The organism is Nonomuraea fuscirosea (assembly GCF_035917475.1).
Taxonomy (GTDB): domain Bacteria; phylum Actinomycetota; class Actinomycetes; order Streptosporangiales; family Streptosporangiaceae; genus Nonomuraea; species Nonomuraea fuscirosea.
On sequence record NZ_CP109074.1, the window covers coordinates 3,405,152 to 3,431,180 of the forward strand.

The following is a 26,029-nucleotide window of genomic DNA, read 5'->3' on the forward strand; positions in this document are numbered from 1 at the left end:
CGTGGCGTCCAGCTACGACACCTACGACGTGGTGGGCATCGGGTTCGGGCCGTCGAACCTCGCGCTGGCCATCGCGCTGGAGGAGGAGGCCGAGCACCTTTCCGCGGTCTTCTTCGAACGGCAGCCGTCGCTCGGCTGGCACCGCGGCATGCTGGTGCCCTCGGCGAAGATGCAGGTCTCGTTCCTGAAGGACCTCGCCACCTTCCGCAACCCACGCTCGCGCTTCGGCTTCGTCTCCTACTTGCACGCGGCCGGGCGGCTGCCCCAGTTCATCAACAACCAGGACTTCTTCCCGACGCGGGAGGAGTTCCACGCCTACCTGGAGTGGGCTGAATCGCGGCTCACCCAGCGGCCCGTCTACAACGCCGAGGTGGTCGCCCTGCGCCGGCCGCCGCACCGGTCCGGCGGCTGCGTCGAGGTGGAGCTGCGAAGGCATGCTCACGCGGGCGGCGAGTGGCGCATCCTCGCCCGCAACGTCGTCATCTCCACCGGGCTGAGGCCGAGGCTGCCGCCAGGCGTCGAGCGCGATCAGCGGGTCTGGCACAGCTCCGAGTTCCTGGACAACTTCCGCGCCTGGGACGGTGGCGAGATCCGGCGCGCGGCGGTGGTCGGCGCCGGGCAGAGCGCAGCGGAGATCGCCAGGTTCCTCTACGACGAGGTGCCGGGCGCGCACGTCTTCGCCGTCATGCCCTCCTACGGTTACTGCGTCGCCGACGACACCCCCTTCGCCAACCGGGTCTTCGATCCGGCCGCGGTGGACGTCTACTTCGACAGCTCCGAGCCGTCCAAGCGGGCCATCTGGCGCTACCACGGCAACACCAACTACTCCGTTGTGGACGACGAGGTCATCCAGGGACTGCACCGCCGGGCCTACGACGAGGAACTGCGCGGCACCAAGCGGCTGTCGTTCCTGCCGATGAGCCGGGTGCGCGGCGTCAAGCGCGTCGCCGACGACACCAGGATCTCGGTGCACTCGCTGCTCACCGACGACCACGACGACTTCGAGGTCGACCTGGTGGTCTTCGCCACCGGTTACGACCCGATGGACCCGGGCCGCGTTCTCGGCGAGCTCGACGAGCACTGCTTGCGCGACGAGACCGGCCGCTACCGCGTCGAGCGCGACTACCGGATGGTGACGGGCCCCGACCTGGACTGCGGCATCTACCTGCAGGGCGGCACCGAGCACAGCCACGGGCTGAGCTCCTCGCTGCTGTCGAACATCGCGGTCAGGAGCGGCGAGATCGTCGCCTCGATCCTGGAACACCGGAGCAAAGGAGTCCGATGATGAGCACGAACCCGTTCGACGACACCGACGGCCGGTTCTACGTCCTGGTCAACGACGAGGAGCAGCACTCGCTGTGGCCGTCCTTCGCCGAGGTGCCGGCCGGCTGGCGGGTGGTCTTCGGCGAGGAGGATCGGGGGGCCTGCCTGGAGTACGTCGAGCAGCACTGGACGGACATGCGCCCGCGCAGCCTGCGTGAGGCCATGGCGGCCGACCCGAACTGACCGAGCGCTCCCCAGAGGCCGCCGGCCCCGGGGAGCCACCCCCGGAAAGGCCGGGCGATTCGGAGGTCGGCATGGCCGCACGCATCGAGAACTGCCCGCTGGCGCGGGCCGTGGACCGCATCGGCGACTGGCGAACGCTGGAGTTGCTGCACGAGACGCTCAACGGCGTCCACGACGCGCGGCGGATGGGGGAGAACCTCGGCGTCACCGCCGCGACCCTGCGGGAACGGCTGGACGCGGCCGTGGCGGTGGGCCTCATCGCCCCGCACCGCGACGGATACCGGCCGACGGACCTCGGCCGGTCGCTGCGTCCGCTCATCCTCGTCCTGGCCGCTTGGGGCAACCGGGAGCTGGAACCGGGCCGGCGTGGTCTCGTCCTGGTGGACGCCCGCACCGGGCAGGAGGTGGAGCCCGTCGTGGTGGACCGGCGCACCGGCCGTCGCGTGGACACCGACGACCATGTCTTCCGCGCCGGGCCCGCGGCCGGGCCCGAGCTGCGCGCACGCTACGCCTGAGCGCGTGGCCGGGCCCGAGCTGCGCGCACGCTACGCCTGAGCGCGTGGCCGGGCCCGCGCTGCGCGCACGCTACGCCTGAGCGCGTGGCCGGGCCCGCGCTGCGCGCTACGCCTGAGCGCGCGGCAGGAACCGGACCGGCAGAGTGCTGTACCCGTACAGGAAGTTCGAGTAGATGCGGGCGGGCGTGCCGTCGAGCTCGATCTCGCCGACGCACGCCACCAGGGACTCCAGCAGGGCACGCAGCTCGGTCCGGCCGAGGAACGCGCCCACGCAGAAATGCGGTCCGTGGCCGAAGGTGAGGTGCTTGTTCGGCCGGCGTCCCAGGTCGAGGACACGCGGGCCGGTGAAGACGGTCTCGTCGTTGTTCGCCGAGGTGTTCCACATGGTGACGATGTCGCCCGCGCGTACCCGCCGCCCGCCGAGTGTGAGGTCGACGAGCGCCGTGCGGGCGAAGTGCATGCCCGGCGTGGCCCACCGCAGGATCTCCTCCACGGCGGTGTCCAGGCCGACCGAGCTCTCGCGCAGCCGCCGCCACTCACCGGGGTCGCGGGCGAAGGCCAGCACCGCGGCGATGCCCGACATCCGTGAGGACTCGTCGCCGCCGAGCAGCAGGCTGTAGCAGTTGAGCGCGATCTCCTCCGGCGTGAGCGGGCGGCCCTCCACCTCCGCGCCGGCCATCATGCTGATCACGTCGTCGCCGGGGTGGGCGCGGCGTTCGAAGGCGAGGTCCATGAGGTAGAGGACGATCTCGTTCCTGGCCTCCAGGGAGTCCAGTTCCGCGCTGTCGGGACGCTCGGACGACAGCGCGGACTTGCTCCACTGCAGCAGTTCCTTGCGGTCCTGCTCCGGGATGGACAGCAGATCGCAGATCGTGTTCATCGGGATGTGCTCGGCCACCTCGGCGGCGAAGTCGAAGCGGCCCAGCTCGGTCACCGCCGCGACGAGGCGGGCGGTCCGCGCCTCCACCTTCGCGGCGACCTCGCCCAGCCGCCGCGGCGAGAACGCCTGGAGCATCAGGTTGCGCAAATGCCGGTGGCGCGGCCGGTCGGTGACGGCGAGCATCTTGCCGCCCGCGGAGTCGCCGCCGCGCAGCAGCACGTCGAGGACCGTCCCGCGGGCCGAGCTCAGCCGCTTCCAGTCGTCGTAGCAGGCCAGCACGTCGGCGTAGCGGGAGACCACCCAGAAACCGGGGCGCCCGCCGGACGGCTCGTGCCAGTACACCGGATGCTCCCGGCGCGTCTCGCGCCAGAACGCGTGGGGGTCGTGCCGGACGAACGCGGCCGGGTCGGTCAGATCGAGTGACGGGCTCACGTGGGACGCTCCTTTCCCTGCCGTCGTCACTCCGCCATGGTCGCCGCGGCGACCGCCGGGGGCCCGATCTCTTGCCCACATCTTTCGCGAACGCCGGCTTCGTCTCCTTCGACCGGAACAGTGGTCAGGGAAAGGGACGGCCGCGACGGAGGAGGAGGTCATGGTGCGAACGTGGGAACAGCGCTGGCTGCGGTCGCTGACCGTGGTGGAGCGTCCCGGGCTGAGCGTGGTGTGCTTCCCGCACTCAGGCGGATCCGCGGGGTTCTTCGCGGAGTGGGCGCCCGCGTTGCCGCCCGAGGTGCGGCTGCTGGCCGTCCAGTACCCCGGCCGGGGAGACAGGTTCCGTGAGCGGCCCGTGGGCGACGTCCTGACGATGGCCGCCGGTACCGCCGCCGAACTGCTGGAGACGGCGCGGGAGACGCCCTGCGTGCTGTTCGGCCACAGCTTGGGCGCGCTCGTCGCCTACGAGACGGCGCTGGCGCTGCGCGATGCGGGGGTGCAGCCGCTGCGGCTGTGCGTCTCCAGCTCGCCGCCGCCCGAGCTGGCCGCGGGAGGGCGAACCCATCTGGGGGCGGACGAGGAGTTCTGGACGACGCTGTGCGAGCTCGGCGGCATCGACGCCGACATCGCGGGCAACACCGAGCTGCGCTCGGTCCTGCTGCCCATGCTGCGGTCCGACGTGCGGGCGAGCGAGACCTACCGGCCGCGCCCAGGGACGGCACCGCTGTCCTGCGCGGTCCGCTGCTACCACGGCGACGGTGATCCGCTCGTGGAGGAGTCGACACAGCCCGAGTGGGCGCGGGTCACCACGGGAGACTTCGCTCTGTGGGTCCGGCCCGGCGGTCACTTCCACCTCAGGCAGGATCTCGCCGGACTGGTCGCCGACACGGTGCAGGTGACGCCGGTATGAGTCTTCAGGGCAGGTCGGTGGTGGTGACCGGGGCGGGCACCGGCATCGGCCGGGCCATCGCGGAACGGGCGCTGAAGGAGGGCGCGCTCGTCACCGCCGTCGGGCGGCGGCGCGGGGCGCTGGAGGAACTCGCCACCGACGAGGCGGCGCAGGCCGTGCCGGAGGACGTGGCCGCGCCGGGCGCGGCCGGCCGGATCGTGCACGCGGCCGTGAAGCGCTTCGGCGCGCTGCACGGCGTGGTGAACAACGCCGGACTGGCCCGCTTCGGACGCCTGGAGGAGGCCGACCCGGAGGAGTTCGAGCGGATGCTGGCCGTCAACGTGCGTGCCCCCGCCGAACTGATCAGATGCGCGCTGCCCCACCTGCGGGCCGTGGGCGGCGCGGTGGTCAACGTCTCCTCCGTGGGCGGTGTCCTGTCCATGCCCGGCCGCTCCTGCTACGGGGCCAGCAAGGCCGCGCTCAACAGCCTGACCCGCTCTCTGGCCCGCGAGCTCGCCCCCGAGGTGCGCGTCAACGCCGTCCTGCCCGGCCCCGTGGACACTCCCATGTGGCAGGAGCTCGGGCTGACGCCGGAGGGGACGCGGGACCTGCGCGAGAACCTGTTGTCGGCCACTCCCATGGGTCGCTTCGGGACGGGCGAGGAGATCGCGAGGTGGGTCTGCCAACTGCTCGACCCGGACCTCGCCGGATGGATCACCGGTGCGCTCATCCCGGTGGACGGGGGCCGCACCACATGACTGCCCAGGAGGAGACCATGACCATGCTGAGCCCGGTGCCGATCGCCTCGACGATCCCGCTGTCGTGGCTGCACGAGATCTTCTACGCGGCCGCAGAGGAGGAACGGGGCACCGGCGAGCAGGTGGCCAAGCTCCACGTGGGCGAGCCGTACTTCAACCCGCCGCCCGAGGTCGGCGACGCGCTCGTGGCCGCGGTACGGCGCGGCGAGACCCGTTACACACCGGTGGACGGCCTCCTGGAGCTGCGCGAGCTGATCGTCGCCAAGCTCAGGATCGCCAACGGCATCGACGCCTCCGTCTCGCGCGTGTTCGTCACTCCGGGATCGTGTCAGGGTCTGGCATCGCTGCTGAAAGCGATTGCCGAGCCGGGCGCGGAGATCCTGCTGCCCGATCTGCACTGGCCGGTCCATCTTCAGCAGGCCCTGCTCGCCGGACTGCGGCCGGTGTTCTACCCCCTCGGCCCCGACTACCGGCCCGACCTCGAGGCCGTCCTGGCCGCCGCCGGGCCGGCGACCCGCGTGCTGCTGCTGAACTCTCCGGCCAACCCCTCCGGAGTGGTCATGGACGCCGCCGCTGTGGGCCGGCTGCTGTCCGCGGCCAGGTCGCGTGGCTGGCGGATCGTCAGCGACGAGGCGTACGAGCATTTCGTCTTCGACGGCGAGCACGTCTCCCCGGCGTCGCTGGAACGCGGGCTGCCGGAGTCCGAGCGCATCGTTCACAGCACGTTCAGCTTCTCCAAGAGCATGGCCATGACCGGCTACCGGCTCGGTTACGTGGTGACGGCCGATGAGCGGACCGCGAGCACGCTGCGCGTGGTGCAGGAGGCGAACATCATCGGCCCGTCCACCCCGGTCCAGCACGCCGGGATCGCCGCCATGCGATGCCTGCAGGCCGCGGACACGCACGGCGAGCTGGTCCGGCGCAACCGGGACGCGGTCCTGCCCGCCCTGGTGGCCGCGGGCCTGCTGCCCGAGCTGCCGTCGGGCGGCTGGTACGCCATGCTGGACATCGCCCGCTCGGGGTTGGACGCCGAGACGTTCGCGGCGCGCCTGTTGCGCGAGCGGCGCGTGGCCGTCGTGCCCGGCACCGGGTTCGCGCTCCGGCCCGGTCTGGACGGCGCAGGGGCCGTTCGCTCGATCGCCCCCGCGCCGTGGTCGCATCGGCTCGTGCGGATCGCCTTCTGCGTCGGCCCCGAGGTGCTGCGCGAGGGAGTGGAGCGGCTCCTGGATTTCGTGGCCGAGTGCGACGCCTCACACGTGTGAAGGCTCCAGCAGGTAGCCGAGCCCCCATACCGTCCTGATGGCCAGGCCGACCGTGCCCACCCGGCGGCGTAACCGCATGATGTGCAGATCCAGCGCGTTCCTGGTCGGGCGCTGCCCGCACTCGGCCAGCCGCCCGATGAGCTCCTCGCGGTAGACGACCTCGCAGAACCGCTCCACGAACAGCGCCATGAGCTCAGTGTGCGTGCTGGATACGGTGACCGACCGCGCGTCGAACAGCAGTGTGCCCGTGGCGTCGAGCACCGGGTTGCGCCGGTCGTGGACGCGCTGCCGCAGTGCCGCGACGCGCGCTTCCAGGTCCGGCCGGGAGATCGGCGCGCGGACCCAGTCCTCCCGCGGGTCGCTGCACACCGGAGGCCGTGCGCCGCCCTCCACGACCAGCAGGCACGGAATCCCCTCGCTTCTGCAGTGATTGCGCAGCTCCGCCTGCGCCGGCCAGCGGACGAACCGCACCTCGGCCGAGTTCTTGGACACTTCGCCTCCCGGATCATCAGCATTCGTCTCAGAGAAACTCGGAGAAAGGGGGTGGGCGCCGTGAGCCTCGACCGCGACTACTCGCCCAGCACATGCGTCGCCGACCTGCGGGTCTACCTGGAGGAGTACGCGCGGCGAAGCCGCGCCGCGCGGGCCGCCGGCTACCGTCGCCTCCGCTACGGCACCCGGCCCGAGCAGGTCGCCGACCTCTTCCCCGGCGACTCCCCTGACGCGCCCCTCATGGTCTACGTGCACGGCGGCTACTGGCAGGAACTGGGCAGGGAGGAGTCCGCGTTCGCGGCAGCCGACTTCCGGCGCGAGGGCATGGCCTTCGCCGCGCTTGGCTACGGGCTGGCGCCCCGTTACCCGCTCGACGAGATCGTCGCCATGGTGCGGGAGGGCGTGCGGTGGCTGACCGCGCGCGCCCGCGGACCGGTCCACCTCAGCGGCAGCTCGGCGGGCGCTCACCTGGTGACCATGGCCCTCCTTGACGGGCCTCCCGTCGCCGGCGCGGTGTTGCTCAGCGGCGTCTATGAGCTCGGCGAGCTGCGCCACACGTACGTCAACGCGGCGCTGGGGCTGGACGCGGCGGCCGCGGCGCGCAACAGCCCCCTGCGGCGGCTGCCGGACCGGCTGCCGCCGCTGGTCGTCGCCGTGGGTGACAACGAGACGGCGGCGTTCACCCGGCAGCACCACGGCTTCGTCGCCGCTGCCGGTTCGCGGACGCCGGAGCTGGTCTCCTTCATCGCGCGCGGGCGCAACCACTTCGACCTGCCGTTGGATCTCGGGCGCCGCGGCACGCCGCTCGGGGATCCTGTGCTCGCACTGATGCGGCGATGATGTTCATGCGGTGAGCAGCGGCAGGCGTTCGACGCCGCTCATGTCCGGCGCGGGCACGAACGACGGCGGGTCGGCGGCGTCGGTGCGCAGCATCGGATGGCGCTCCAGCAGCACCTCGAGCGCGATCTTGGCCTCGATCCTGGCCAGCGGCGCGCCCAGGCAGAAGTGCACGCCGCGACCGAAGCCCAGGTGAGGGTTGGGGTCGCGAGAGGGATCGAAGGTGTCAGGGTCGGGGAATTGCCGCCCGTCGCGGTTGGCCGCGGCCACCCACACCATGATCATTTTATCGGCGGGGATGGTGTGGCCGGCCACCTCCGCCTCCGTCGTCGTGGAGCGCGCGGCGGCGGTGAACGGGCTGAAGTAGCGCAGCGTCTCCTCCAGCGCCGCCGGCAGCCTGGACCGGTCGGCGCGTACGGCCGCGAACCACTCCGGATGCGCGTCCAGGCAGAGCACGGTGTTGCCCAGCAGCATCGTCGTGGTGATGTGCCCGGCCATCAGCAGGATGTTGGCGAAGTTGACGATCTGGTTGTCGTTCAGCCGCTCGCCGTCCACCTCCGCGAGCACCAGCTCCGACAGCAGGTCCCCGCGCGGTCGTCGCCTGCGCTCGACGGCGTGCTCGCGCAGGTAGCCGGTCATCGCCGTGGTGATCTCCAGATGGGTCTCCAGCCCCGCGGGCTCCTCGGCCATCGAGAATTGGTGCGTGCTCTCGAACAGCCGGTCCACCCAGCCCTTGAACAGGTCACGGTCGCTCGCGGGGACGCCGAGCAGCTCGGCGATGACGATCACGGGCAGGGGGTAGGCGAGGTCGCCCACGAGCTCCAGCCGGCCCCGTTCCGCGGCCTCGTCGAGCAGTTCGGCGGTGAGCCCGCTGATGCGTGGCTCGAGCCCTGCGACGATCTTCGGGGAGAAGGCGTGGCTGACGAGGTTACGCAGTTTGCGGTGCGCGGGCGGATCCATCTGGAACAGCACGCCGTCGTTGAGCGAGGGGTCGATGTCGGCCGCCACGAGCCGCGTGGTGTCGGAGGAGAAGGTCTTCGGATCGCCCAGCACGGCCACCGCCTCCTGGTAGCCGTAGACGTTCCAGAGCCCGAGCGCGGGGTCGAACGCGACCGGCTGCTGCGGCTTCTCGCCGCGCAGCCAGAAGTGCTGCGGATTGATGTTCCATCGATCCGTGAGGACGGTCATGACGGCTTCTCCTTCAGGCGACCAGCAGAGGGAACGAGCGCAGGGCCGTGACGTACGGGTTGGTGAGGAACGCCGGCGGCTCGTCCGGGTCGCTGCGCAAGCTCTTGTAGCGGTCGAGCAGGATGTCCATCACCACGCGGCTCTCCAGGCGCGCCAGGCCCGCACCGACGCAGAAGTGGATGCCGCGCCCGAAGGTCAGGTGCGGATTGGGGTCGCGGTGGAGGTCGTACTCGTCCGGCCGGTCGAACTGGCGTGGGTCCCGGTTCGCCGCGCCCACCCAGACCTGAATGATCTGGTCCGCGGGGATGGTGCGGCCGCCGAGCTCGGTCTCGCGCAGCGTGGCGCGGCCGAGCACCGGCGCGGGGGTGACGAAGCGCAGGGCCTCCTCGATCGCGCCGGGGATCTTCGAGCGGTCGTCGCGCACCTCAGCGAACTGCCGGGGATGGGCGTCCAGGCACAACACCGAGTTGCCCAGCAGCATCGTGGTGGTCAGGTGCCCGTTGACCAGCAGGGAATTGGCGAAGATGGCGACCTCGTTGTTGCTCATCCGCCGGCCGTCCACCTCGGCGTGGACGAGGCTGCTGAGCAGGTCCTCGCGGGGTTTGCGGCGCCGGTCCTCGGCGTGCTCGCAGATGTAGTCCACGAGCCGGCCCATCTGCTCCATGGCGTGCTGCATGCTGCTTTCCTGCAGCTCGTTGGGCTCGGAGAAGGAGTACTCGTGCGTCTGCGCCATCATCTCGTCCACCCAGCGCTTGAACAGGTGGCGGTCATCGGCGGGGATGCCCAGCAGCTCACAGATGACGATGACCGGCAGCGGGTAGGCCAGGTCGTTGATCAGCTCGATGCGCCCGGACCCGCCGGTCGCTTCGAGCAGCTCGTTCGTGATCTCCCGGACGCGGGGCTCCAGGTTGGCCACCATGCGCGGGGTGAAGGCATGCGTGACCAGCTTGCGCAGCTTGCCGTGCTGCGGCGGGTCCATCTCCACGAGGTTGCCCTCGGTGTACTGGACCTCCATGGGCGCCAGCCGCTCGGTGTTGGAGGAGAAGGTGTCGATCTCCGTGAAGGCGCGCAGGGCCTCCGGGTACCCGAAGACCCGCCAGACGCCGATGGCCTCGTCGAAGTCGACCCAGTCCGTGGGCTGCTCGCCGCGGAGCCAGAATTGGCGTTCGTCGGTGTCCCACTGTGCGGATGTCGTGGTCATGACGGTCCTTGTCGTCGAAGGTGGACGGGGATCAGGCCTCCTGGGCCCGGGGGGTTTCGAGTGGTGGGGCCGCGGCTGGGCGGGACGAGCCGAACCGCCGCATGAGTGGCCGTTCCACGGTCCGGTATAGGACCCAGGCGGCCACCAGGCAGAGCGCGATGACGATCACGTTCGTGCCGGCGTCGCCCAGCGCCGCCCGGACCCGGCCTTGCGTGAGCTGGTTGAAGACCAGGTTCACCAGCGGGTGAATGAGATAGAGCGCGAAGGAGATCTCGCCCAGGAACACCATGACCCGGGTGGCCCACAGTGAGCGTGCGTGCCGGACGTCCATGGAGGCGCCGCCCAGCACCACCAAGGCCACGGGCACGACGGTCACGGCCGCAAACATGAACGGCGCGGGTAGCCCCGTGACCGTCGCCACGAACAGGAACAGCAACGTGGCGGCGCCAGTCAGCGCCACACCCAGCCTCGGGGTGAAACCGTGGATCACCATCCGGGCCAGCACCATGCCGAGCACGAACTCCGGGAGCCGGGCGGGAGGGAAGAAGTAGGCGAACCAGTACTGGCTCTGCAGCAACCCGGGCATCAGCTGGGGGCCGGAGAAGGTCAGCGACACCACCGGGATCAGCCAGGCCAGCGCCACCAGTCCCACGGCGGCGAGGGCCAGCCGCCGCGCCGGGATGCGCAGCACCAGCGGCAGCAGCGCGGGGAACAGCAGGTAGAAGAGCATTTCACTGCTCAGCGACCAGCTCACCGGGTTGACGCTGAACATGTAGTCGAACGAGGGCACCCACGAGTGCAGCAACGTCAGGTTGGCGGCGGCGGGCAGGGGCGGCGTCACCCCCGGCGGCAGCACTCCCGGCACCAGCGAGACGCCCGTGACAGCCAGGATGACCAGCATCAGCGCCCAGCTCACCGTGTGGTTGGGAAAGATCTTCCAGAACCTGCGCCGCCAGAACGATCCGGACGTGTCGCCCGGCCTGGAGGACCAGGTGAGGACGAAGCCGCTCAGCACGAAGAAGAACGACACCGCCACACGCGCCGGGGGAACGAACACCGCGATGATGTTGAGGTGTTCGAGCAGGACGCAGAACGCGGCGACGAAGCGCAGGCCGGTCAGCGACGGTAAACGGCTGGAGACGGTCGTGGAGGTCATGCGATTCTCCCTCTCGCTTGCGGGACTCGTCCATACGGGACTCGTCGGAGGGTGTCCCGGCGACAGGACATCCGTTCCCGGCCGCCGCAAACGCGGCTATTCCGGGTGTGCGAGCACGCTCGAAGCGAATAAACGCGTCGCAGCCCCACGGCCCGACACGGCGATTCATTGTTTCCACGCCGTGCTTCCGCTCGTCAACGCGTCCAGGGCGTTGAGCGGCGCGCGCCGCCTCTTTGCGCTGGCCAGGACGGTGGCGATACCGTCGATTGAGAGTTCACGCCCGCTCGTCCCCCATTTTCCGGGTCTGAGAGCGGCATACTCTCAAAGAAAGACTTCAAGGAAAGGGTCGAAGTCGTGAATGCTGGACGGCGCGTGGACATCGCATCGGTGCCGGAATGGATCCGGGTGACCGGCGCTCGGGAGCACAACCTGGACGCCGTGGACGTGGAGATCCCCAAACGCACACTGACGGTCGTCACCGGAGTATCCGGATCAGGAAAGTCGTCGCTGGTTTTCGACACCGTCGCGGTCGAGGCGCAACGGCAATGGAATGAGACGCTACCGGCATTCGTCCGCAATTTCCTGCCCAGCTCGGCTCGCCCGGATTTCGAGCTGATCGAGCATTTGCCGGCCACCGTGGCGGTGGATCAGCGGCCACTTTCCGGCGGGCCGCGCTCCACGGTCGGCACCATCACCGACATCGCGCCGCTGATGCGGCTGCTGTTCTCCCGCGCGGGCAAGCCGTTCGTCGGCTATGCCGACGCGTTCTCCTTCAACATGCCCGCCGGCATGTGCCCCGAGTGTGAGGGCCTGGGCGAGGTCGTCGGCATCGACATGGACGCCTTCCTCGACCCGGCGAAGTCACTCAACGAGGGCGCTCTGCGCGCGCCGGTGTTCGAGGTCGGCTCGCGCGACTGGTACCTCCTGACCGCCTCCGGCCGCTTCGACCCGGACAAGCCGATCGCGGACTTCACACCGGCCGAGCGCGAGGAGCTGCTGCACGGCACGGACGGAACGGTGCCGCTGGAGGTGGGCGGGCAGCGGGTCAACATGGCCTACGAGGGCGCGGTGGTGAAGTTCCGCCGCCGCTTCGTGCAGGCGGACCGCGAGCTCGGCGCCCGTACCAAACAGATGGTCGCCCGCTTCATCACCTCGGTGCCCTGCCCGGTCTGCGGCGGCACCCGGTTGTCGGCGCTCGCCCTGGACTGCAAGATCAACGGCCGTAACATCGCCGACTACGCCGCGATGGAGGCCGAGGAACTGGTGAGCGTCCTGCGCGCGCTCGACCTGCCGCAGGCCAAGCCGGTGATCGAGGCGCTGATCTCGCGCGTGGGCCATCTGGTGGAGATCGGTCTCGGCTACCTCAGCCTGGAGCGCCGCACCGCCACCCTCTCGGGCGGCGAGTCGCAGCGGGTGAAGATCGTCCGGCACCTGTCCGGCAGCCTCAACGACATGCTGTACGTCTTCGACGAGCCCAGCATGGGCCTGCACCCACGCGACGTGCACCGGCTGACGCACCTGCTGCACGCACTGCGCGACCAGGGCAACACGGTCCTGGTGGTGGAGCACGACCGCGACGTGATCGCCGCCGCCGACTATGTGATCGACATCGGCCCTGGCGCGGGCGCGGCGGGCGGCAAGGTCGTCTTCGCCGGCCAGGTCACCGAGCTGGCCGGCTCCGGCACGCTCACCGGCAGGTGCATGACCGGCGCCACCCGGCTGAAGGAGCGCGTACGCACCCCGGCGGGCATGCTCATGGTGGCCAACGCCCGGATGCACAACCTGCGCGATATCACCGTGGAGATCCCCGAGCGGGCGCTCACCGTGCTCTGCGGCGTGGCGGGCGCGGGCAAGTCCAGCCTGATCAACGGCGCCTTCCGCGTCCAGCATCCGGAGACGGTGATCGTCGACCAGTCGATGCCGCACGCCAACCGGCGCTCCACCGTCAGCACCCACACCGGCATCGCCGACGCGATCCGCGCCGAGTTCGCCAAGGCGCACCGCGTGAGCCCCGCGCTGTTCAGCGCCAACTCCTCCGGCGCCTGCCCGACCTGCAACGGTCTCGGCGTGGTGTTCACCGACCTCGCCTCGCTGGAGGGCGTGACGCTCACCTGCCAGACCTGCAACGGCAGACGATTCACCGACGAGGTGCTCGGCTACAAGCTGCGCGGCCTCGACATCAGCGACGTGCTGGAGCTGACTGCCGCCGAGGGCCGCGAGTTCTTCGCCGCCAACCGCAAGGTCGTGCCCGTGCTGACCGCGGTCGGCGACGTCGGGCTCGACTACCTGCGGCTCGGCCAGCCGCTCACCAGCCTGTCCGGCGGTGAGTGCCAGCGCATCAAGCTCGCCGGACACCTGAGCAACCGCAGCGCCACCTATGTCCTGGACGAGCCCACGAGCGGGCTGCACCTGGCCGACGTGGAGCGGCTGCTCGGCACGCTGGACCGGCTGGTCGACTCCTACGCCGCCACCGTGGTGGTGATCGAGCACAACCTCGACGTGGTCGCCCACGCCGACTGGCTGATCGAACTCGGCCCCGAGGGAGGCAGCCGCGGCGGCCGGCTGCTCTACCAGGGCCCGCCCGCCGGGCTGCTCGACGTCGCCGGCTCGCCCACCGCACTCCACCTGCGCCAAGCCCTGAAAGGGAGCACGCTATGACCACCACACCCGACACCGACCGGCGCCGCCTCGCGGACACGGTCGGCGAGGCGGCCGACGCGATCGCCGCCGTTCTGGCCGCGCACCCCATGCGCGGCTCCGGTCCCTACCCGCTCGGCGAGGTGCTGCCCGTTCTGATCGAGCGGCAGCGGACCCTGCTGGAGCTGGTGGACGGCTGGCGGGGGCCGCTGGCGGTGACCGCGGACGGGCGGCCGGACCCGCTGGTGGACGAGCTCGCGCTGTTCATGAGCTACCTGCAGCTGTCGTGCGTGCTCTACCGGGGGCTCGCCGACGTCCCCGCGCCGATGCGGGCCAACGCCGCCCGGCACTTCTCGACCATCCACCTGGCGGCCCGCCGGCTGCGTGACCGCGCCCGCAGGGCCGCCCGCGCCTGACCCGGCGCCGCGCGTTCAGGAGGCGCGCCGGGTGGTGACGCCGTCGCGCAGCACCTTCTTGTCTATCTTCCCCATGGGAGTACGCGGCAGCTCCGCCACCGGCACGATCCGATCGGGGATCTTGTACGTGGCCAGGCCGCGCTCGCGCAGGTGAGCCTTCAGTGCGGGTGGGCGGATGTCGTCACCCAGCACGAGGAAGGCGTAGGCGCGCTCGCCGAGCGCGTTGTCGGCCACGCCGAGCACGGCGGCGTCCCGCACCGCCGGGTGCGTGAGAAGGCAGCGCTCCACCTCCTCAGGACAGATCTTCTCACCCGCGCGGTTGATCATGTCCTTGACCCTGCCCACGACCACGAGGTTGCCGTCGGGCCGCTGCCAGACCAGGTCGCCGGTGCGGAAGTACCCGTCGCGGGTGAACGAGCGTGCGTTGTGCTCCGGCGCCCGGTAGTACCCGCGGATCGTGTACGGGCCGCGTACCAGCAGCTCGCCGGCCTCCCCGTCAGGCACCGGCGCTCCTGACGGGTCCGCGACCAGGATCTCGTCGGCCTCCGCGAGCGGCCGGCCCTCGGTGTCGTCGATCACTTCCTCGGGATCGTCCAGCCGGGTGTGGGTGAGCAGGCCCTCGCTGAGGCCGAACCACCGGGTCAGCCCGCACCCCAGGGACTTGCGGGCCCGCCGGGCCAGCGCGGGATCCAGCGGGGCGCTGCCGACCTGCAGCGTGAGCCGGGACAGGTCGTGCCCATGCGGCCCGGCGTCCGCCCACAGCCGCAGCACCGCAGGCACGATCGTGGTCACGGTGACGCCCTCCCGCTCGACCAGTGGGAAGACCTCGTCGGGCCGCACGCTGGAGGTGAGCACGGCCTTGCCGCCGAGCAGCAGGCTGCCCAGCACCCCCGGGCAGCCGAGCGCCGCGTTGTGCGCCGCCGGGTTGACCGCCAGGTACACCAGGTCGGAGCCGGCCCGCATCGCCGCGGCCGTCGCCCGCATGCAGTAGCCGTAGTCGTCGTGCGTGCGCGGGATCAGCTTGGGCAACCCGGTCGTCCCGCCGGACAGCAGAAACAACGCCGGATCGCCCGGGTCGGCCTCGGGCAGCTCCCGCTCGCCCCCCTCCAGCGTGTCGAGGGCGGTGAACTCCTGCGCCTCGCCGCTGACCAGCACGTGCCCGGGCGAGGGGAGCTCCCGGGCGAGCCCGCGGTAGTCAAAGCCGCCGAACTCGTCCTTGATCGCATACGCCACCGCGCCCGAATGGGCGTGCACGCTCGTGATCTCGGCCCGGCGGTGCCCGGGCAGCGCCAGGACGGGGATGGCGCCGGCGCGCAGCAGCGCGAAGAGCAGCACGACGAACTCCGGGACGTTCGGCAGCTGCACCACGACCCGGTCCAGCGGTTTGACGCCCAGCTCCAGCAGGCCGCACGCCATCCGGTTCGCCGCCCGCGACAGCTCGGCGTAGGTCATCCTGCGCTCGCCGCAGACGACGGCCACGCGGTCGGCGTGCCGCGCGCAGGACTCGTGGAGCAGGTCGCCGAGCGGACGCCCGAGCCGGTACCCGGTTCGGCGGTACTCCTCGGCGACCTGCTCCGGCCACGGGACGAAGCCGTCGAGCATGATCGCTTTCCCTTCAGGCAGGGGGCAGCTTCTCTTGCTCACATGCTCACAGCGCCGCCCTGGCCGGGGCCGATGTCTTGCCGACATCTTTCGCCCGGTTGTTCCCAAGGACGTTCACGTGCTGGCGCAGCTGCCGGGCGTGGTCGGCCCAATGGTTGTGTGAGGTGCCCCTGACCCTCCGGACACGGTGCCAAGTAGGGAGCCGCAGGAAAGTTACCAGTCTCGGCAGGCTGGCGTGTTGGGGCAGGCCTGTCATGGTGTGGGTATGGGCGATGGGCGGGTGGCTCGGCGAGCTTGGCGGTGAAGTTTCGGCTGCGCTTTCCTCATCTGGACGAGCGTCAGCGGCGGCTGCTGATGGGGGCCGAAGCCCAGATGCGCGGGCATGGAGGAATCGAGGCGGTCGCCCGGGCGGCGGGGTGAGCACGGGCACGGTCTCGCGAGGCTTACATGAACTCGGCGACGGTGCGCCGGTGCTGGGTCGGGTCCGTCGCGTAGGTGGGGGCCGTAAGCCGATCACCCAGACCGCGCTGCTGGCACGTGCGGCGCTGCTGGCGCTGGTCGAGCTGGACATCAACGTCGAACGACACGGCGCCCGCACCCCGGCCGGCGTCATCGTCCGCATCTTCATCAAGATTCTGGCTCTGACCACGGCGATCTGGCACAACGACCACACCGGCCGACCGATCAAGAGCACGATTCGATCCTTGCCAGACCAACCGCCACCAGCATGCCGGGCACAACATCAGTAACGGAAATGGCGCAGAAGACCACATGCTCGCTGGCGGCCGTGCGGGCCGTGTCAGTGGAGAGATCCTCTTCGAAGAGGGCAAGCGTCCACGCCGAACCGCACCTGTGTGTCCTGGCGCTCGCGCCGGCCGAGCCGGGCATCAACCCCGACCGCGCCGTCCGCCTGCAGCGCCGCACGGGGCTGGTGAGCCAGGGGTACGACGCTGCTCCCGCCCTGGCGGTGAGCCTCGTCGTTTGCGTCGGCGGCAGCGAGATCATCTGACGCTTGCCAAAGCGCGACGACGACCGCGGAGGCCCGAGATGGGCGTGAGGCCGAACCCGTCCCTCTCACCGAAAGAGGCCGAACTGTCACGCGCGTTCCAGAAGCAGTTGGCGCTCATGGAACACCCGTCAGCACAGGAACCACCGCTGGACCGAGGGCTCCTTGCCTCCATGCCTCGAGATGTCCTCCAGCAGCAGGCCGTAGACGCGTGGCAGAAGACGGTGCGGCGCACCGGCCTCACGGCGACCCTGGCCGGCATCGCCTATCAGGCGAATCGTCCTCTTCCCGAGCTGGCCGAGCGGGTGGGAGTCACGGAAGTCGTCCTGTCGCAGTTCATCGCGGGGACCCACCCCCCGCATCCAGAACTGCTCGCCCGCTTCCTGCACGCGTGCGGAGTCGCCGATCCAGCCATCAAGCAGGACGTCCTCACCGCGGAGACGAGTTTCCGTGCAGCTGATCGCGCGCACCGACAGCTTCTGACCGAGCGAGCGCGCCGCGACAGGGAACACGAGCGCGCGCGAACGGGCACACGCGCGCGAGCTCCGCATGGGGGAGGTGAGAGCGGAGCCGCGGGATCTTCCGCCCACCGCCATCGAGGATGCCGAGGGCCATAACTGTCAGCCCGACCCACTGGAGGCGCGGACCGAGGCGGAGTTCCTCGCCCAGGACCGAGGTGATCGCGTCGGTGAGAGCGGCGCCGAGGCGGGCAGTGATCTCGGCGGCGTCGGGGCGTTCGAACACGCCTGACCGGACGCCCAACGTGACCGAAGCGCTGGTGTCCACGGACACGCCCCCTGGGCGAAGCGGCCTGCGGGAACGCCGGACAGCCGGATGCTCACCAGCGGCCGCGCCCACTCGCCGTAGACGCCGACGATCGCCTCGGTCAGGGCCTTCACGAGCTCGGGTTCGTTGCCCGCCAGCCTGGTCTCTGGAAGATGGGCGGTCAGATGCGGCACAGTAGACCTCGTTTACTTTAACCCTAAAGGCTTTGAATCCAAAGGTATCGGGGAGGGGTTGCCGATGTCCACCGAGCCGGGTGGTATCGCCGTCAATGAGGCCGTCCGCACGCTGCTGCTGCTCATGCCCCGGCTCGTCGGCCGCGCCAAACGCCTGCCGATGCCGCCCGAGCTGCGGGACCTCGACCTGGCACCCCGGCACCTGGCCATGCTGGCCCATCTGGAATACGACGGCCCTGCCAGCGTGAACGAGCTCGCCGATCGGCTCGAGGTGGCGCCGACGACCGTCAGCCTCATGGTCAGCGAGCTGGTGCGGCCAGGTGTCCTGGGACGGACCGCCGACCCCGCCGACCGTCGCCGCCGCATCATCGCCATCGCCCCGGCCTACACCGAACCGATCCGCGCCTGGCTCTCCGGCAGCGCCAATGCGTGGGAACACGTCATGAGCGGCCTGTCACCCGCCGAACGCGCGACCGTCGTCACCGCGCTCCGCTCCTACGAGGCCGCGCTGGAACACCGCTACCCACAACCGAACGACGGACCGCGAAACTGACCGGACCTTCGCCTCGATCTCGTCCTTCTCAAGGAGATAGGGGGCGTTGTGGTCGGTGTCGAACTCGAGGTCGGGATAGGCGAGATCCCCATCGCCCGGTGCGGCGGTCGTGGCGTTGTCCAGGTCGTCCTTCAGCCCCACGCGGATCTGGTACATCTCTTCGGCGCCGTACTCGTCGATGACGAGCCCGTCACCTGGGCCGAATGTTCACCGATGACCCAAGGCGGCGCAAACCAAACCAACCCGGCGCCGGCCCGCCTGGGTGATCCGGCTGGCCGCACCGTACTTCGCCACCCTCATGATCGACACCTCCATGCGTGTGTCCAACGCCAAGGCCAAGGCCAACTGGGTTGGACGCCCACACTGCCCAGCTACCGCGAAGGCGTGCGCACACCTCGGCGCTGACAACCCCTCAGGCATACCTGGCAGGAACCTCGAGATCGACGCCATCCGGCGCCTCCTTCACTCCGCTTCGGGTTCTCCAGTGGTCCAGGTCCAGCTGGTGATCGTGGTGCGCATGAGGCGGGCGGCGGTCGACAGGTGGCTGTCGGCGCCCCAGTAGAGGGTGAGTGTGCGGCGGCAGTCGGGGCTGTCGACGGGCATCCAGGCGACGGGGGCGGGGGTGATGCTGAGGCGGGCGGCGAAGGCGGGGATGAGGCCGATGCCGAGTCCCGCGCTGATCAGGTCGGCGATGGCGCTGTGCTCGTCGCTCTCGCAGACGATCCTCGGGGTGAGGTTCCGCGTGGCGAAGAGCCGATCGAGCAGGTGGCGTAGCCAGTGCCCTCTGCGGGCGGTAACGAAGGGCTGGTCGGCGAGTTCCTCGATGGTCACGGACGTACGGCCCGCCAGCGGATGATCGAGCGGCATGCCCACGCCCACCGGCTCGTCGAACAGCTTCATCGCCTCCAGCCCCTCGGCCTGGATCGGCTGGGAGGCGACGCAGAGGTCGACGTCCTGGGCGCGCAGGCGGCGGGCCATGTCGTCTGCCGGTGACCAGTGGAGCTCGATCTCGATCGACGGGTGGGCGCGTTTGTAGGCCGCCAGCGGCCCGGTGAGGGTGAGGAAGGTCTCCGATGCCAGACGCACGCTGCCCAAGCCCTCACTGGTGGCCTCGGCGACGGCGCGCCGTCCCGCGTCGAGTTCGCCCAGGGCGCGCTCGACGTGATCGCGGAAGAGCTTGCCGGTGTCGTTCAGCCGGAGCCGGCCGCTCCGGTCGAACAGCGGGACACCCAGTTCGCTCTCCAGCCGGGCGATGGTCCGGCTCAGTGACGGCTGAGCGATGTGAAGCTCCTCGGCGGCCCGGCTGAGGTGCTCCAGCCGAGCCACCACCAGGAACTGCCTGAGCGAGTTCAGCTCCATCATGTCTCCCGAGGCATAACTCTATAGCAATACTGATCTTAGACAGAATAGCTATGCAGTCATAGGTTTGGGTGTGTCGGAAGACGAGATTCCATAGCGAAGGGAAGGCGGGTAGCGATGCCCACGGAATACGAAATGGCTGAAGCTGAGATCCGCCGGCAGGTCGACAAGATCATCGAAGGGCTCCGGACCAAGGATCTCGAGGGCCTGGGGCGGCTCTACTCGGAGGACGTCGTGTCCTTCGACGTCGAGCCGCCGCTCCAACACGTAGGGGTGGCGGCGAAGCTCAAGAACTGGGCGAAGGTATTTGAGTTTTTCGCAAGCGTGACCTACGAGGTTCGCAACCTGACGCTCACCGTGGGCGACGAGGTGGCGTTCGGGCACGCCTTCGCCCGGCTCAGCGGCACGTTCACGAACGGAGCGGCTACGAGCGGCATGTGGGTCAGGGTCACCTACTGCTTCCAGCGGATCAACGGCAACTGGTTGATCACGCATGACCAGGTTTCGGTGCCGCTCGACATCCTCAGCGGCAAAGGTGTGACCGACCTCGAGCCCTGACCGGGCGACCGGCCTTCACCTATGCCCAATGGGCCGCCCACCGCGCGGCGGCCTTCGACCCGGCCCTGGCCTGACCCAATGTCGACCCGAGCGGTCGGCGCCAGGCATCCCATTTCAATACGTCATCCAGCGAACAGGAAGTCCGGCGACATCATGACCACGTCAGTTCAGGACACATCGTTTACCGATGCGGCGTCCGCGCAGTGCCTGGAGCGGGCGGCCGCCGCGCTGACCGCACACGGTTTCACGGTCGAGATCCTCGATGACGCCGTCGCCGCGCGCACGCGTGTCAAGGAGCTGATCCCCGAGGGAGCCACCGTATTCACCGGCGCCAGCGAGACCCTCCGCCTGTCGGGCATCGATGACGACCTCAACGGCAGCGGGCGATACGACTCGGTCAAGGCACGCACCAGGACCATGGACCGCGCCACCCAGTTGGCCGAGATCTGGCGGATGCTCGCCTGCCCCGACGTCATCGTGGGCAGCGTCGCCGCGGTCACCGAGACCGGATCCCTGGTGGCCGCCTCGGCCAGCGGAAGCCAGCTGGCCGGCTACTCGGGCGCTGCGGCCCGCGCGATCTGGATCGTCGGGGCGCAGAAGGTGGTACCCGACCTGGGCACCGCGCTGCGGCGCGTCGAAGACCACTGCCTTCCGCTGGAAGACGAGCGTGCCCTGAAGGTCTACGGGCAGCCCAGCGCCGTCAACCGCCTTCTCATCCTCAATGCGGAACCCCACCCCGGTCGCGGCACCGTCCTGCTGCTCCGCGAAGCCATCGGATTCTGAACACCGGCGTTCCTCGTTGGGGGGCCGACTTGGCAGAGACCCCAATTCGGCAGAGCCAGATGAAACAGCTTGGCCTGTTTCAGTAATGGCAAGCCCCGTGCGCACCGATCGTGTGGGCGTCCCGATTCCGCGGTTCGGCCGAGCGGGATCGGGACGCCGCCACCCAGAACACCGGCCGATCGGCGCGCTCTGCGCAGCGGCCGTGCCCTATCCGAGCCGACCCGAGAAAGGCCCTTTGAGATGACACTGTCGGCTCGATCCGACGCCGCGCAAAAGACGAGACCCGCTTGGTGGGTATTGCGGGCGGTTGTCAGCGCGCACGTGGTCGCGATCGTCGGTCAGCCGGTGTTCGCCGGTGTGTATCTGAGCGGTAATTACGACGGCCTGCGGTTGCATGAGGTCGGTGCCAACGTCGTCACCTCCACCGGCTACCTGCAGCTGATCGCGGCGATCATGGTCTGGGTCCGGCTGCGGCGGGTCCGGCCGTTCCTCGCCACGCTGGCCGTGGTGGTGGCCGAGACGGTGCAGTACTTCGCCGGGATGGAAGGCGCGTTGTGGTTGCACCTCCCGCTGGGGGTGCTGACCGTCACCGGGCTCGTCGTGCAGTTCATCGCGGTATGGTGCTGGCCGCTCTCGCTGCGAGCGAAGGTGCGGAACGCGGGGAAGGCGGCGGCCGACGGTGCGTGAGCAGGACATGACCAGACGCCGGGTGCTGGGCATCGGCGGGACGCTCGGGGCAATGGCGGTCACCGGGCTGGCGACCTCGGCCGGGCTGTCGCGGCATCCGGCGGCCACTGGTGAACAGTTGCGCAGCGCCGTGCCGCTGCCGCCCGTCTTCCAGGTGCCGCTGCCGATCCCCGCGGTGCTAAAGCCGGTCAGCACCGCCGCAGGTGTGGACCGCTACCAGATCACCCAGCGCGAGGCGATCCTGGAGATTCTGCCCGGTGTCAAGACGTCGGCGTGGACCTATGGTGGAACGTTCCCGGGGCCGACGATCGAGTCGCGCCGCGGCCGGCCGGTCACCGTCACGCATCGCAACGAGCTGCCCGTGCCGACCGTCGTGCACCTGCACGGCGGACGCACCCCGGCGGCCTCCGACGGATACCCCACCGACCTCGTCGTTCCCGAAGGCTGGCAGGAAACCGCCCACATGATGCACGGCATGGCGGGGATGGGCGATCCGCGGGCGGTGACGTCCGAGCTGACGCGGGACTACACCTTCCCCCTCGACCAGCGGCCGACGCTGCTGTGGTATCACGACCACCGGATGGACTTCACCGCCCCGGCGATCTGGCGGGGTCTGGCCGGGCTGCACATCGTCCGCGATGACGCCGAGGACTCGCTCGGCCTGCCCTCCGGGCCGCGCGAGCTGCCACTCATGATCACCGACCGTGCGTTCGACGGCCACGGCGAATTCACCTACCCCGCCCTCGACGGCACGCTGCGGGAACGGCCCGGAGTCCGCGAGGCCTACCTCGGCGGCGTCCTCGGCGACGTGATCCTGGTAAACGGCGCGCCCTGGCCCATCCACGAGGTGGACGCGGCCCGCTACCGGTTGCGTATCCTCAACGCCTCCAACGCCCGCCACTACGACCTCCAGGCGGTCACCGACGACGGGCAACGCCTCGATCTCGTCCAGGTCGGCGCGGATCAGGGGCTGCTCGCCGCACCCGTCACCCACCCGAACCTGCCGATCGCGCCCGCCGAACGCTACGACGTGATCATCGACTTCGCCAAGATCCCGGTCGGCGGCCGCATCCGGCTCATCAACCGGCTGGGCTCCGGCCGGACCCGTGACGTGATTGCCTTCCGGGTCGCGCGCAAGGCCACCGACCCCAGCCGTATCCCCCCTGAGCTCTCGACCGACCTGCCGGCCTGGCGCCGCTCGGACGCCGTCCGGGTGCGCGACTTCTCCTTCCGCGCCGGCCGGATGCACGGCCGCCACGGCTGGCTGATCGGCGGGAAGGCGTTCGACCCCGCCCGCACCGACGTCACCACCCGCCTCGGCGACGTCGAGGTGTGGCGGTTGATCGCCGACGTCCACCATCCCGTCCACCTGCACCTGGTCGGCTTCCGGGTGCTGTCGCGCGGCGGCAAAGCTCCGCTACCCCACGACGCGGGCCTCAAGGACACCGTCTCACTACAGCCCGGCGAAGCGACCGAGATCATCACCCGTTTCGACGGCTACCGCGGCCGCTACCTCTTCCACTGCCACAACGCCGAGCACGAAGACATGGGGATGATGGCCAACCTCGAGATCATCTAACCAGTTCGGCAGCCTGATCGCTGACCTGAACCGGCAGCCAGAGGGTGAATCACCTCATCCGCGGGCTCAGCCCGGCGGGTCCGTGGGCGGGAAGACCCTGCGGGCTCGTTCGCATCGCTGGGCCGCACGCGACGTGACCCAAAGCCTGAACCCGATCTAAACCGGAGGGGAGCAGCTGCGCCGTCACCTCACGACGCACCTGAAGGTGCAGGCCGCCGTCCTGTGGCCGTCACTTCGGGACAGCACCAATGAGGCCACGCCCGGCACCGGCGCCCACACCGTCGGGCTCCTCTAGTGCCTGGTGGCCGAACGTACCCGCCTCGATCCTCTCATCGAATGGATCCCACCCCGCTTCTTGCGTACCAGGACTGCGGCGCGAGGTGATCGTGGCTGCACTATTATGTAAACGCATCCGCATGCGTTTACGAAATAAGGTGGCCGGATGTTGAAGTCTCTAGGCAAGATCGGGTTACTCGTTCCAGCCTTTGCGGTCGGCGCTGCCTGGTTGGTTGTCCTGCGGTTGAAGGACATGCCGGTGCTGCCGCTGGTGGTCTACGGGCTGCTGCTGGTCGGATTGGTGGTCGGGCTGTTGTGGCCCGGTGTGCTCGGCCGGCTGTCCACGCGGCGCCGGGTGCTGGCGTTCATCGGGGTTCCGGTCGGCCTGGGCACGCTGGGGCTCTACCTCGGGGTTGTCTACTACGTTACGGACCTGCCGGTGCTGCTCGCCCTGGCCGCTACCGCATGCCTGGCATGGGTGGCGGTCACCTTCCTGCGCGGACGCCGGGTGGCGGGCGGCCGGGGTGCCCGGAGTACCAGGCGTGCCTTCCTAGCAGGCGGTGCCGGGCTGGTGCTGGGAGTGCTGAGCGGACTGTCCATCGATCGGGTGGAACGGCAGCGACGCGAGGTGCTGGCGCGGGGCGAGCAGGAGCGGCAAGCAGCCGTGCGCGCCCCGGGCGCGCGGCGGCGGATCGTCGACGGCGCCGTGCGGGTGTTCCCCATTCACACCGGCGACACCATCGTCACCTACGGTCAGTTCTACGGCGGTCTGGACGGCTGGGAGGGGCTGAACGGCTACGTGCGCACCCTTGTGGACAAGGCGCAGATCGCGGTGCCGGTCTACGCCTACCTCATCGACCACCCCCGGCACGGCCTTCTGCTGGTCGACAGCGGCGTCAACTGGGAACAGGCACACGATCACGACGGGTACTACAACCACAACCAGATGGTCTCGCGCCTGCTGACCCAGCGCGACGAGTACCAGATGACCCCTGCGCAGGACCTGCGGGTCCGCCTGGCCCGGCTCGGCTACGACACCAAGGAGATCACCACCGTGTTCCTCACCCACGTCCACGACGACCACGCGGGAGGGCTGCGCTACCTGCCCCAGGCGACGGTGGTGATGGACCGCCGCGACTGGGACCACGGCACGGTCTACCCGTACTCCTTCGATCTGGCCAAGAACAACCTCTCCTTCCCCGCCTTCGACTCCGGCGCCTTCGGCGCCTTCCCCGACAGCCAGGACCACTTCGGTGATGGCAGCCTCATCCTGCTGCCCACCCCTGGCCACTCGCCCGGCCACATGTGCGTGCTCCTGCGTCTGGACGCCGGCAGCGTGCTGTTCATGGGCGACACCCTCTACACACTGCCCCACCTGGCCACAGATCAGGTTCGCCAAATGACCATCGGTGGCACCGACACGACCCACCAGATCGAGGCGGCCCGGCGCATCCAGACCCTGCTGGCCTCCGACCCCGTCGCCGTGCCGTTGTTCGCCCACGACAACACCCGCTACCAGTCCGACCTGGTCGTCTCCGCGTTCGCCCACGGGACGCCCGGCAAGGAGGGGCTGCGGGAGTTGCGCCGATACATGGAGGCCGTCCTCATCTCCGACTGGCGGCTGCGGCCCGGGCACACCCCCCACTTCGTGCCGCCGGCGTCCGGTATGGGCTTGGGACGGGTGGAGCTCCGATGACCTCTACGCGGCGCACCCGGGGTAGGCCCCGTGACCCCGAGGCCGACGAGGCGATCATGAAGGCGGCGCTGGAGCTGTTCGTGGAGCGCGGCCTGGAGGGCGCGAACTTCGAGCAGATCGCCAAGCGCGCCGGTGTGGCCAAGGTGACCGTCTACCGGCGCTGGTCATCGAAGGAGGAACTGCTCACCCAGGCGATCGAGCAGGCCCGCGCCCTCGTCCCCGAGAACGACATCTGGGCCACCACCGACGCCACGACGCAGCCGGTCGACGAACGGCTCATGGACTCCTGGGTGCACACCTTCGGCGACGCCCGCTTCCGGGCGATCCTCGCCCAGCTCATCGGCTCCAGCGTCACCCAGCCGTCGCTGCTGGCCACCTACCACGAGCAGTACATCCAGCCCCGCCGCCAGCTGATCCACGCCGCGCTGGAACGCGCCCGCCGCGACGGCCGGCTGGCCGCCGACGCCGACATCGACACCGTGATCGACATGGTCGTCGGCGCGGCCATGTACCGCATGCTCATCAACCTGGACACACCAGCCGACCCCGCCGCCACACGCCAGTACCTACAGGCTGTCCTCCGCCAAGCCGACCGGCTGCTGCGGCTCCCCGAGGTGCCCCATCGACAGAAAGAAGGGCAAGAACCCGCATGACCGGTACATCGACGTCCAGCAGCACATGATCCCCGCCGACTACGCGCGCTGGCTGCGCGAGCATGGGGTCCACGCTCCCGGCGGGCGCGAGCTGCCTGAGTGGAGCCCTGCACTGGCGCTGGAGTTGATGGACCGCCAGGGCATCGCCG

The 26,029-nt window shown here is 69.9% G+C and carries 26 protein-coding genes and 2 pseudogenes; 20 read left to right on the forward strand and 8 right to left on the reverse strand.

Features of this window, described 5'->3' with window-relative positions; genetic code table 11:
• The first annotated feature begins 1 nt into the window (after position 1).
• The 3 genes from OIE67_RS15290 (at position 2) to OIE67_RS15300 (ending at position 2,021) form a co-directional block, all read left to right on the forward strand.
• Complete coding sequence (locus OIE67_RS15290; RefSeq protein WP_326640744.1) at positions 2-1,285, forward strand: lysine N(6)-hydroxylase/L-ornithine N(5)-oxygenase family protein; 1,284 nt, start codon at positions 2-4, stop codon at positions 1,283-1,285.
• Positions 1,282-1,506 (forward strand): MbtH family protein, encoded by a 225-nt coding sequence (locus OIE67_RS15295; RefSeq protein ID WP_326640746.1) that lies wholly within the window; start codon positions 1,282-1,284, stop codon positions 1,504-1,506. The genes OIE67_RS15290 and OIE67_RS15295 overlap by 4 nt, the downstream gene beginning before the upstream one ends.
• Before the next feature lie 71 nt (positions 1,507-1,577).
• Positions 1,578-2,021, forward strand: a complete 444-nt coding sequence (locus tag OIE67_RS15300) for a winged helix-turn-helix transcriptional regulator (RefSeq protein ID WP_326640747.1) — start codon at positions 1,578-1,580, stop codon at positions 2,019-2,021.
• A 106-nt stretch (positions 2,022-2,127) separates the two neighbouring features.
• Here OIE67_RS15300 and OIE67_RS15305 read toward each other — a convergent pair whose 3' ends face one another.
• Positions 2,128-3,333, reverse strand: a complete 1,206-nt coding sequence (locus OIE67_RS15305; protein ID WP_326640749.1) for a cytochrome P450 — start codon at positions 3,331-3,333, stop codon at positions 2,128-2,130.
• 160 nt (positions 3,334-3,493) lie between these two features.
• On the opposite strand from OIE67_RS15305, the gene OIE67_RS15310 reads away from it, so the two are divergent.
• Genes OIE67_RS15310 through OIE67_RS15320 form a run of 3 tightly spaced genes read left to right on the forward strand, consistent with a single transcriptional unit; the run spans position 3,494 to position 6,242 of the window.
• Complete coding sequence (locus tag OIE67_RS15310) at positions 3,494-4,243, forward strand: thioesterase II family protein (protein ID WP_326640751.1); 750 nt, start codon at positions 3,494-3,496, stop codon at positions 4,241-4,243.
• Positions 4,240-4,980 carry an SDR family NAD(P)-dependent oxidoreductase gene (locus OIE67_RS15315; protein ID WP_326640753.1) on the forward strand — a complete coding sequence of 247 codons (741 nt, stop codon included), beginning with the start codon at positions 4,240-4,242 and terminating at the stop codon, positions 4,978-4,980. Before OIE67_RS15310 ends, OIE67_RS15315 begins: the two co-directional genes overlap by 4 nt.
• A gap of 17 nt (positions 4,981-4,997) precedes the next feature.
• Positions 4,998-6,242: a pyridoxal phosphate-dependent aminotransferase gene (locus OIE67_RS15320; protein ID WP_326640755.1), complete on the forward strand. Its 1,245-nt coding sequence runs from the start codon at positions 4,998-5,000 to the stop codon at positions 6,240-6,242.
• Here the strand turns inward: OIE67_RS15320 and OIE67_RS15325 are convergent.
• Positions 6,231-6,734 (reverse strand): helix-turn-helix domain-containing protein, encoded by a 504-nt coding sequence (locus tag OIE67_RS15325; RefSeq protein WP_326640757.1) that lies wholly within the window; start codon positions 6,732-6,734, stop codon positions 6,231-6,233. The genes OIE67_RS15320 and OIE67_RS15325 overlap by 12 nt on opposite strands.
• A gap of 60 nt (positions 6,735-6,794) precedes the next feature.
• On the opposite strand from OIE67_RS15325, the gene OIE67_RS15330 reads away from it, so the two are divergent.
• Positions 6,795-7,574, forward strand: coding sequence for an alpha/beta hydrolase (locus tag OIE67_RS15330; protein WP_326640759.1), 780 nt, complete (start codon positions 6,795-6,797; stop codon positions 7,572-7,574).
• A gap of 3 nt (positions 7,575-7,577) precedes the next feature.
• Here the strand turns inward: OIE67_RS15330 and OIE67_RS15335 are convergent, their stop codons facing one another.
• Genes OIE67_RS15335 through OIE67_RS15345 form a run of 3 tightly spaced genes read right to left on the reverse strand, consistent with a single transcriptional unit; the run spans position 7,578 to position 11,116 of the window.
• Positions 7,578-8,759: a cytochrome P450 gene (locus tag OIE67_RS15335; RefSeq protein WP_326640760.1), complete on the reverse strand. Its 1,182-nt coding sequence runs from the start codon at positions 8,757-8,759 to the stop codon at positions 7,578-7,580.
• Positions 8,760-8,772: 13 nt separating this feature from the next.
• Positions 8,773-9,960, reverse strand: coding sequence for a cytochrome P450 (locus OIE67_RS15340; protein WP_326640762.1), 1,188 nt, complete (start codon positions 9,958-9,960; stop codon positions 8,773-8,775).
• Positions 9,961-9,991: 31 nt separating this feature from the next.
• Positions 9,992-11,116 (reverse strand): acyltransferase family protein, encoded by a 1,125-nt coding sequence (locus tag OIE67_RS15345; protein ID WP_326640764.1) that lies wholly within the window; start codon positions 11,114-11,116, stop codon positions 9,992-9,994.
• Between the two features lie 372 nt (positions 11,117-11,488).
• Between OIE67_RS15345 and OIE67_RS15350 the strand changes: the two genes are divergently transcribed.
• Both OIE67_RS15350 and OIE67_RS15355 read left to right on the forward strand, forming a co-directional pair.
• Positions 11,489-13,774 (forward strand): excinuclease ABC subunit UvrA, encoded by a 2,286-nt coding sequence (locus OIE67_RS15350; RefSeq protein WP_326640766.1) that lies wholly within the window; start codon positions 11,489-11,491, stop codon positions 13,772-13,774.
• A complete protein-coding gene (locus OIE67_RS15355) occupies positions 13,771-14,169 on the forward strand; it encodes a hypothetical protein (RefSeq protein ID WP_326640767.1) in 399 nt (132 codons plus the stop codon). The genes OIE67_RS15350 and OIE67_RS15355 overlap by 4 nt, the downstream gene beginning before the upstream one ends.
• 15 nt (positions 14,170-14,184) lie before the next feature.
• On the opposite strand, the gene OIE67_RS15360 is transcribed toward OIE67_RS15355, so the two are convergent.
• Entirely contained in the window at positions 14,185-15,771 is a 1,587-nt protein-coding gene (locus tag OIE67_RS15360) for a (2,3-dihydroxybenzoyl)adenylate synthase (RefSeq protein WP_326640769.1), read from the reverse strand.
• Between the two features lie 294 nt (positions 15,772-16,065).
• Here OIE67_RS15360 and OIE67_RS15365 point away from each other — a divergent pair.
• From OIE67_RS15365 to OIE67_RS15370, 3 genes and pseudogenes are all read left to right on the forward strand, one after another.
• Positions 16,066-16,340: pseudogene (locus OIE67_RS15365) on the forward strand (ISAzo13 family transposase); the annotation flags it as partial.
• Positions 16,341-16,520 (forward strand): annotated as a pseudogene (locus OIE67_RS55745) (hypothetical protein); the annotation flags it as partial.
• 5 nt (positions 16,521-16,525) lie between these two features.
• Positions 16,526-16,780: a hypothetical protein gene (locus OIE67_RS15370; RefSeq protein ID WP_326640772.1), complete on the forward strand. Its 255-nt coding sequence runs from the start codon at positions 16,526-16,528 to the stop codon at positions 16,778-16,780.
• A gap of 128 nt (positions 16,781-16,908) precedes the next feature.
• On the opposite strand, the gene OIE67_RS15375 is transcribed toward OIE67_RS15370, so the two are convergent.
• Positions 16,909-17,328, reverse strand: coding sequence for a hypothetical protein (locus tag OIE67_RS15375; RefSeq protein WP_326640774.1), 420 nt, complete (start codon positions 17,326-17,328; stop codon positions 16,909-16,911).
• A gap of 7 nt (positions 17,329-17,335) precedes the next feature.
• Here OIE67_RS15375 and OIE67_RS15380 point away from each other — a divergent pair, with 7 nt between their 5' ends.
• Both OIE67_RS15380 and OIE67_RS15385 read left to right on the forward strand, forming a co-directional pair.
• Positions 17,336-17,527, forward strand: coding sequence for a hypothetical protein (locus tag OIE67_RS15380; protein WP_326640776.1), 192 nt, complete (start codon positions 17,336-17,338; stop codon positions 17,525-17,527).
• Positions 17,528-17,800: 273 nt separating this feature from the next.
• Positions 17,801-18,289, forward strand: a complete 489-nt coding sequence (locus OIE67_RS15385; protein ID WP_326640778.1) for a MarR family winged helix-turn-helix transcriptional regulator — start codon at positions 17,801-17,803, stop codon at positions 18,287-18,289.
• Between the two features lie 462 nt (positions 18,290-18,751).
• Here the strand turns inward: OIE67_RS15385 and OIE67_RS15390 are convergent, their stop codons facing one another.
• Positions 18,752-19,651, reverse strand: a complete 900-nt coding sequence (locus tag OIE67_RS15390; protein ID WP_326640780.1) for a LysR family transcriptional regulator — start codon at positions 19,649-19,651, stop codon at positions 18,752-18,754.
• A 132-nt stretch (positions 19,652-19,783) separates the two neighbouring features.
• Between OIE67_RS15390 and OIE67_RS15395 the strand changes: the two genes are divergently transcribed.
• The 6 genes from OIE67_RS15395 (at position 19,784) to OIE67_RS15420 (ending at position 25,880) form a co-directional block, all read left to right on the forward strand.
• The gene (locus OIE67_RS15395) at positions 19,784-20,206 is read left to right on the forward strand and encodes a YybH family protein (RefSeq protein ID WP_326640782.1); all 423 of its coding nucleotides are present in this window, start codon (positions 19,784-19,786) and stop codon (positions 20,204-20,206) included.
• Between the two features lie 153 nt (positions 20,207-20,359).
• A complete protein-coding gene (locus tag OIE67_RS15400) occupies positions 20,360-20,989 on the forward strand; it encodes an LUD domain-containing protein (protein WP_326640784.1) in 630 nt (209 codons plus the stop codon).
• 240 nt (positions 20,990-21,229) lie between these two features.
• Entirely contained in the window at positions 21,230-21,676 is a 447-nt protein-coding gene (locus OIE67_RS15405) for a hypothetical protein (RefSeq protein WP_326640786.1), read from the forward strand.
• Between the two features lie 7 nt (positions 21,677-21,683).
• On the forward strand, positions 21,684-23,255 hold the full coding sequence (locus OIE67_RS15410) for a multicopper oxidase family protein (RefSeq protein ID WP_326640788.1): 1,572 nt from the start codon (positions 21,684-21,686) through the stop codon (positions 23,253-23,255).
• A 529-nt stretch (positions 23,256-23,784) separates the two neighbouring features.
• On the forward strand, positions 23,785-25,227 hold the full coding sequence (locus OIE67_RS15415; RefSeq protein ID WP_326640790.1) for an N-acyl homoserine lactonase family protein: 1,443 nt from the start codon (positions 23,785-23,787) through the stop codon (positions 25,225-25,227).
• Entirely contained in the window at positions 25,224-25,880 is a 657-nt protein-coding gene (locus tag OIE67_RS15420; protein WP_326640794.1) for a TetR/AcrR family transcriptional regulator, read from the forward strand. Before OIE67_RS15415 ends, OIE67_RS15420 begins: the two co-directional genes overlap by 4 nt.
• Positions 25,881-26,029: the final 149 nt, after the last annotated feature.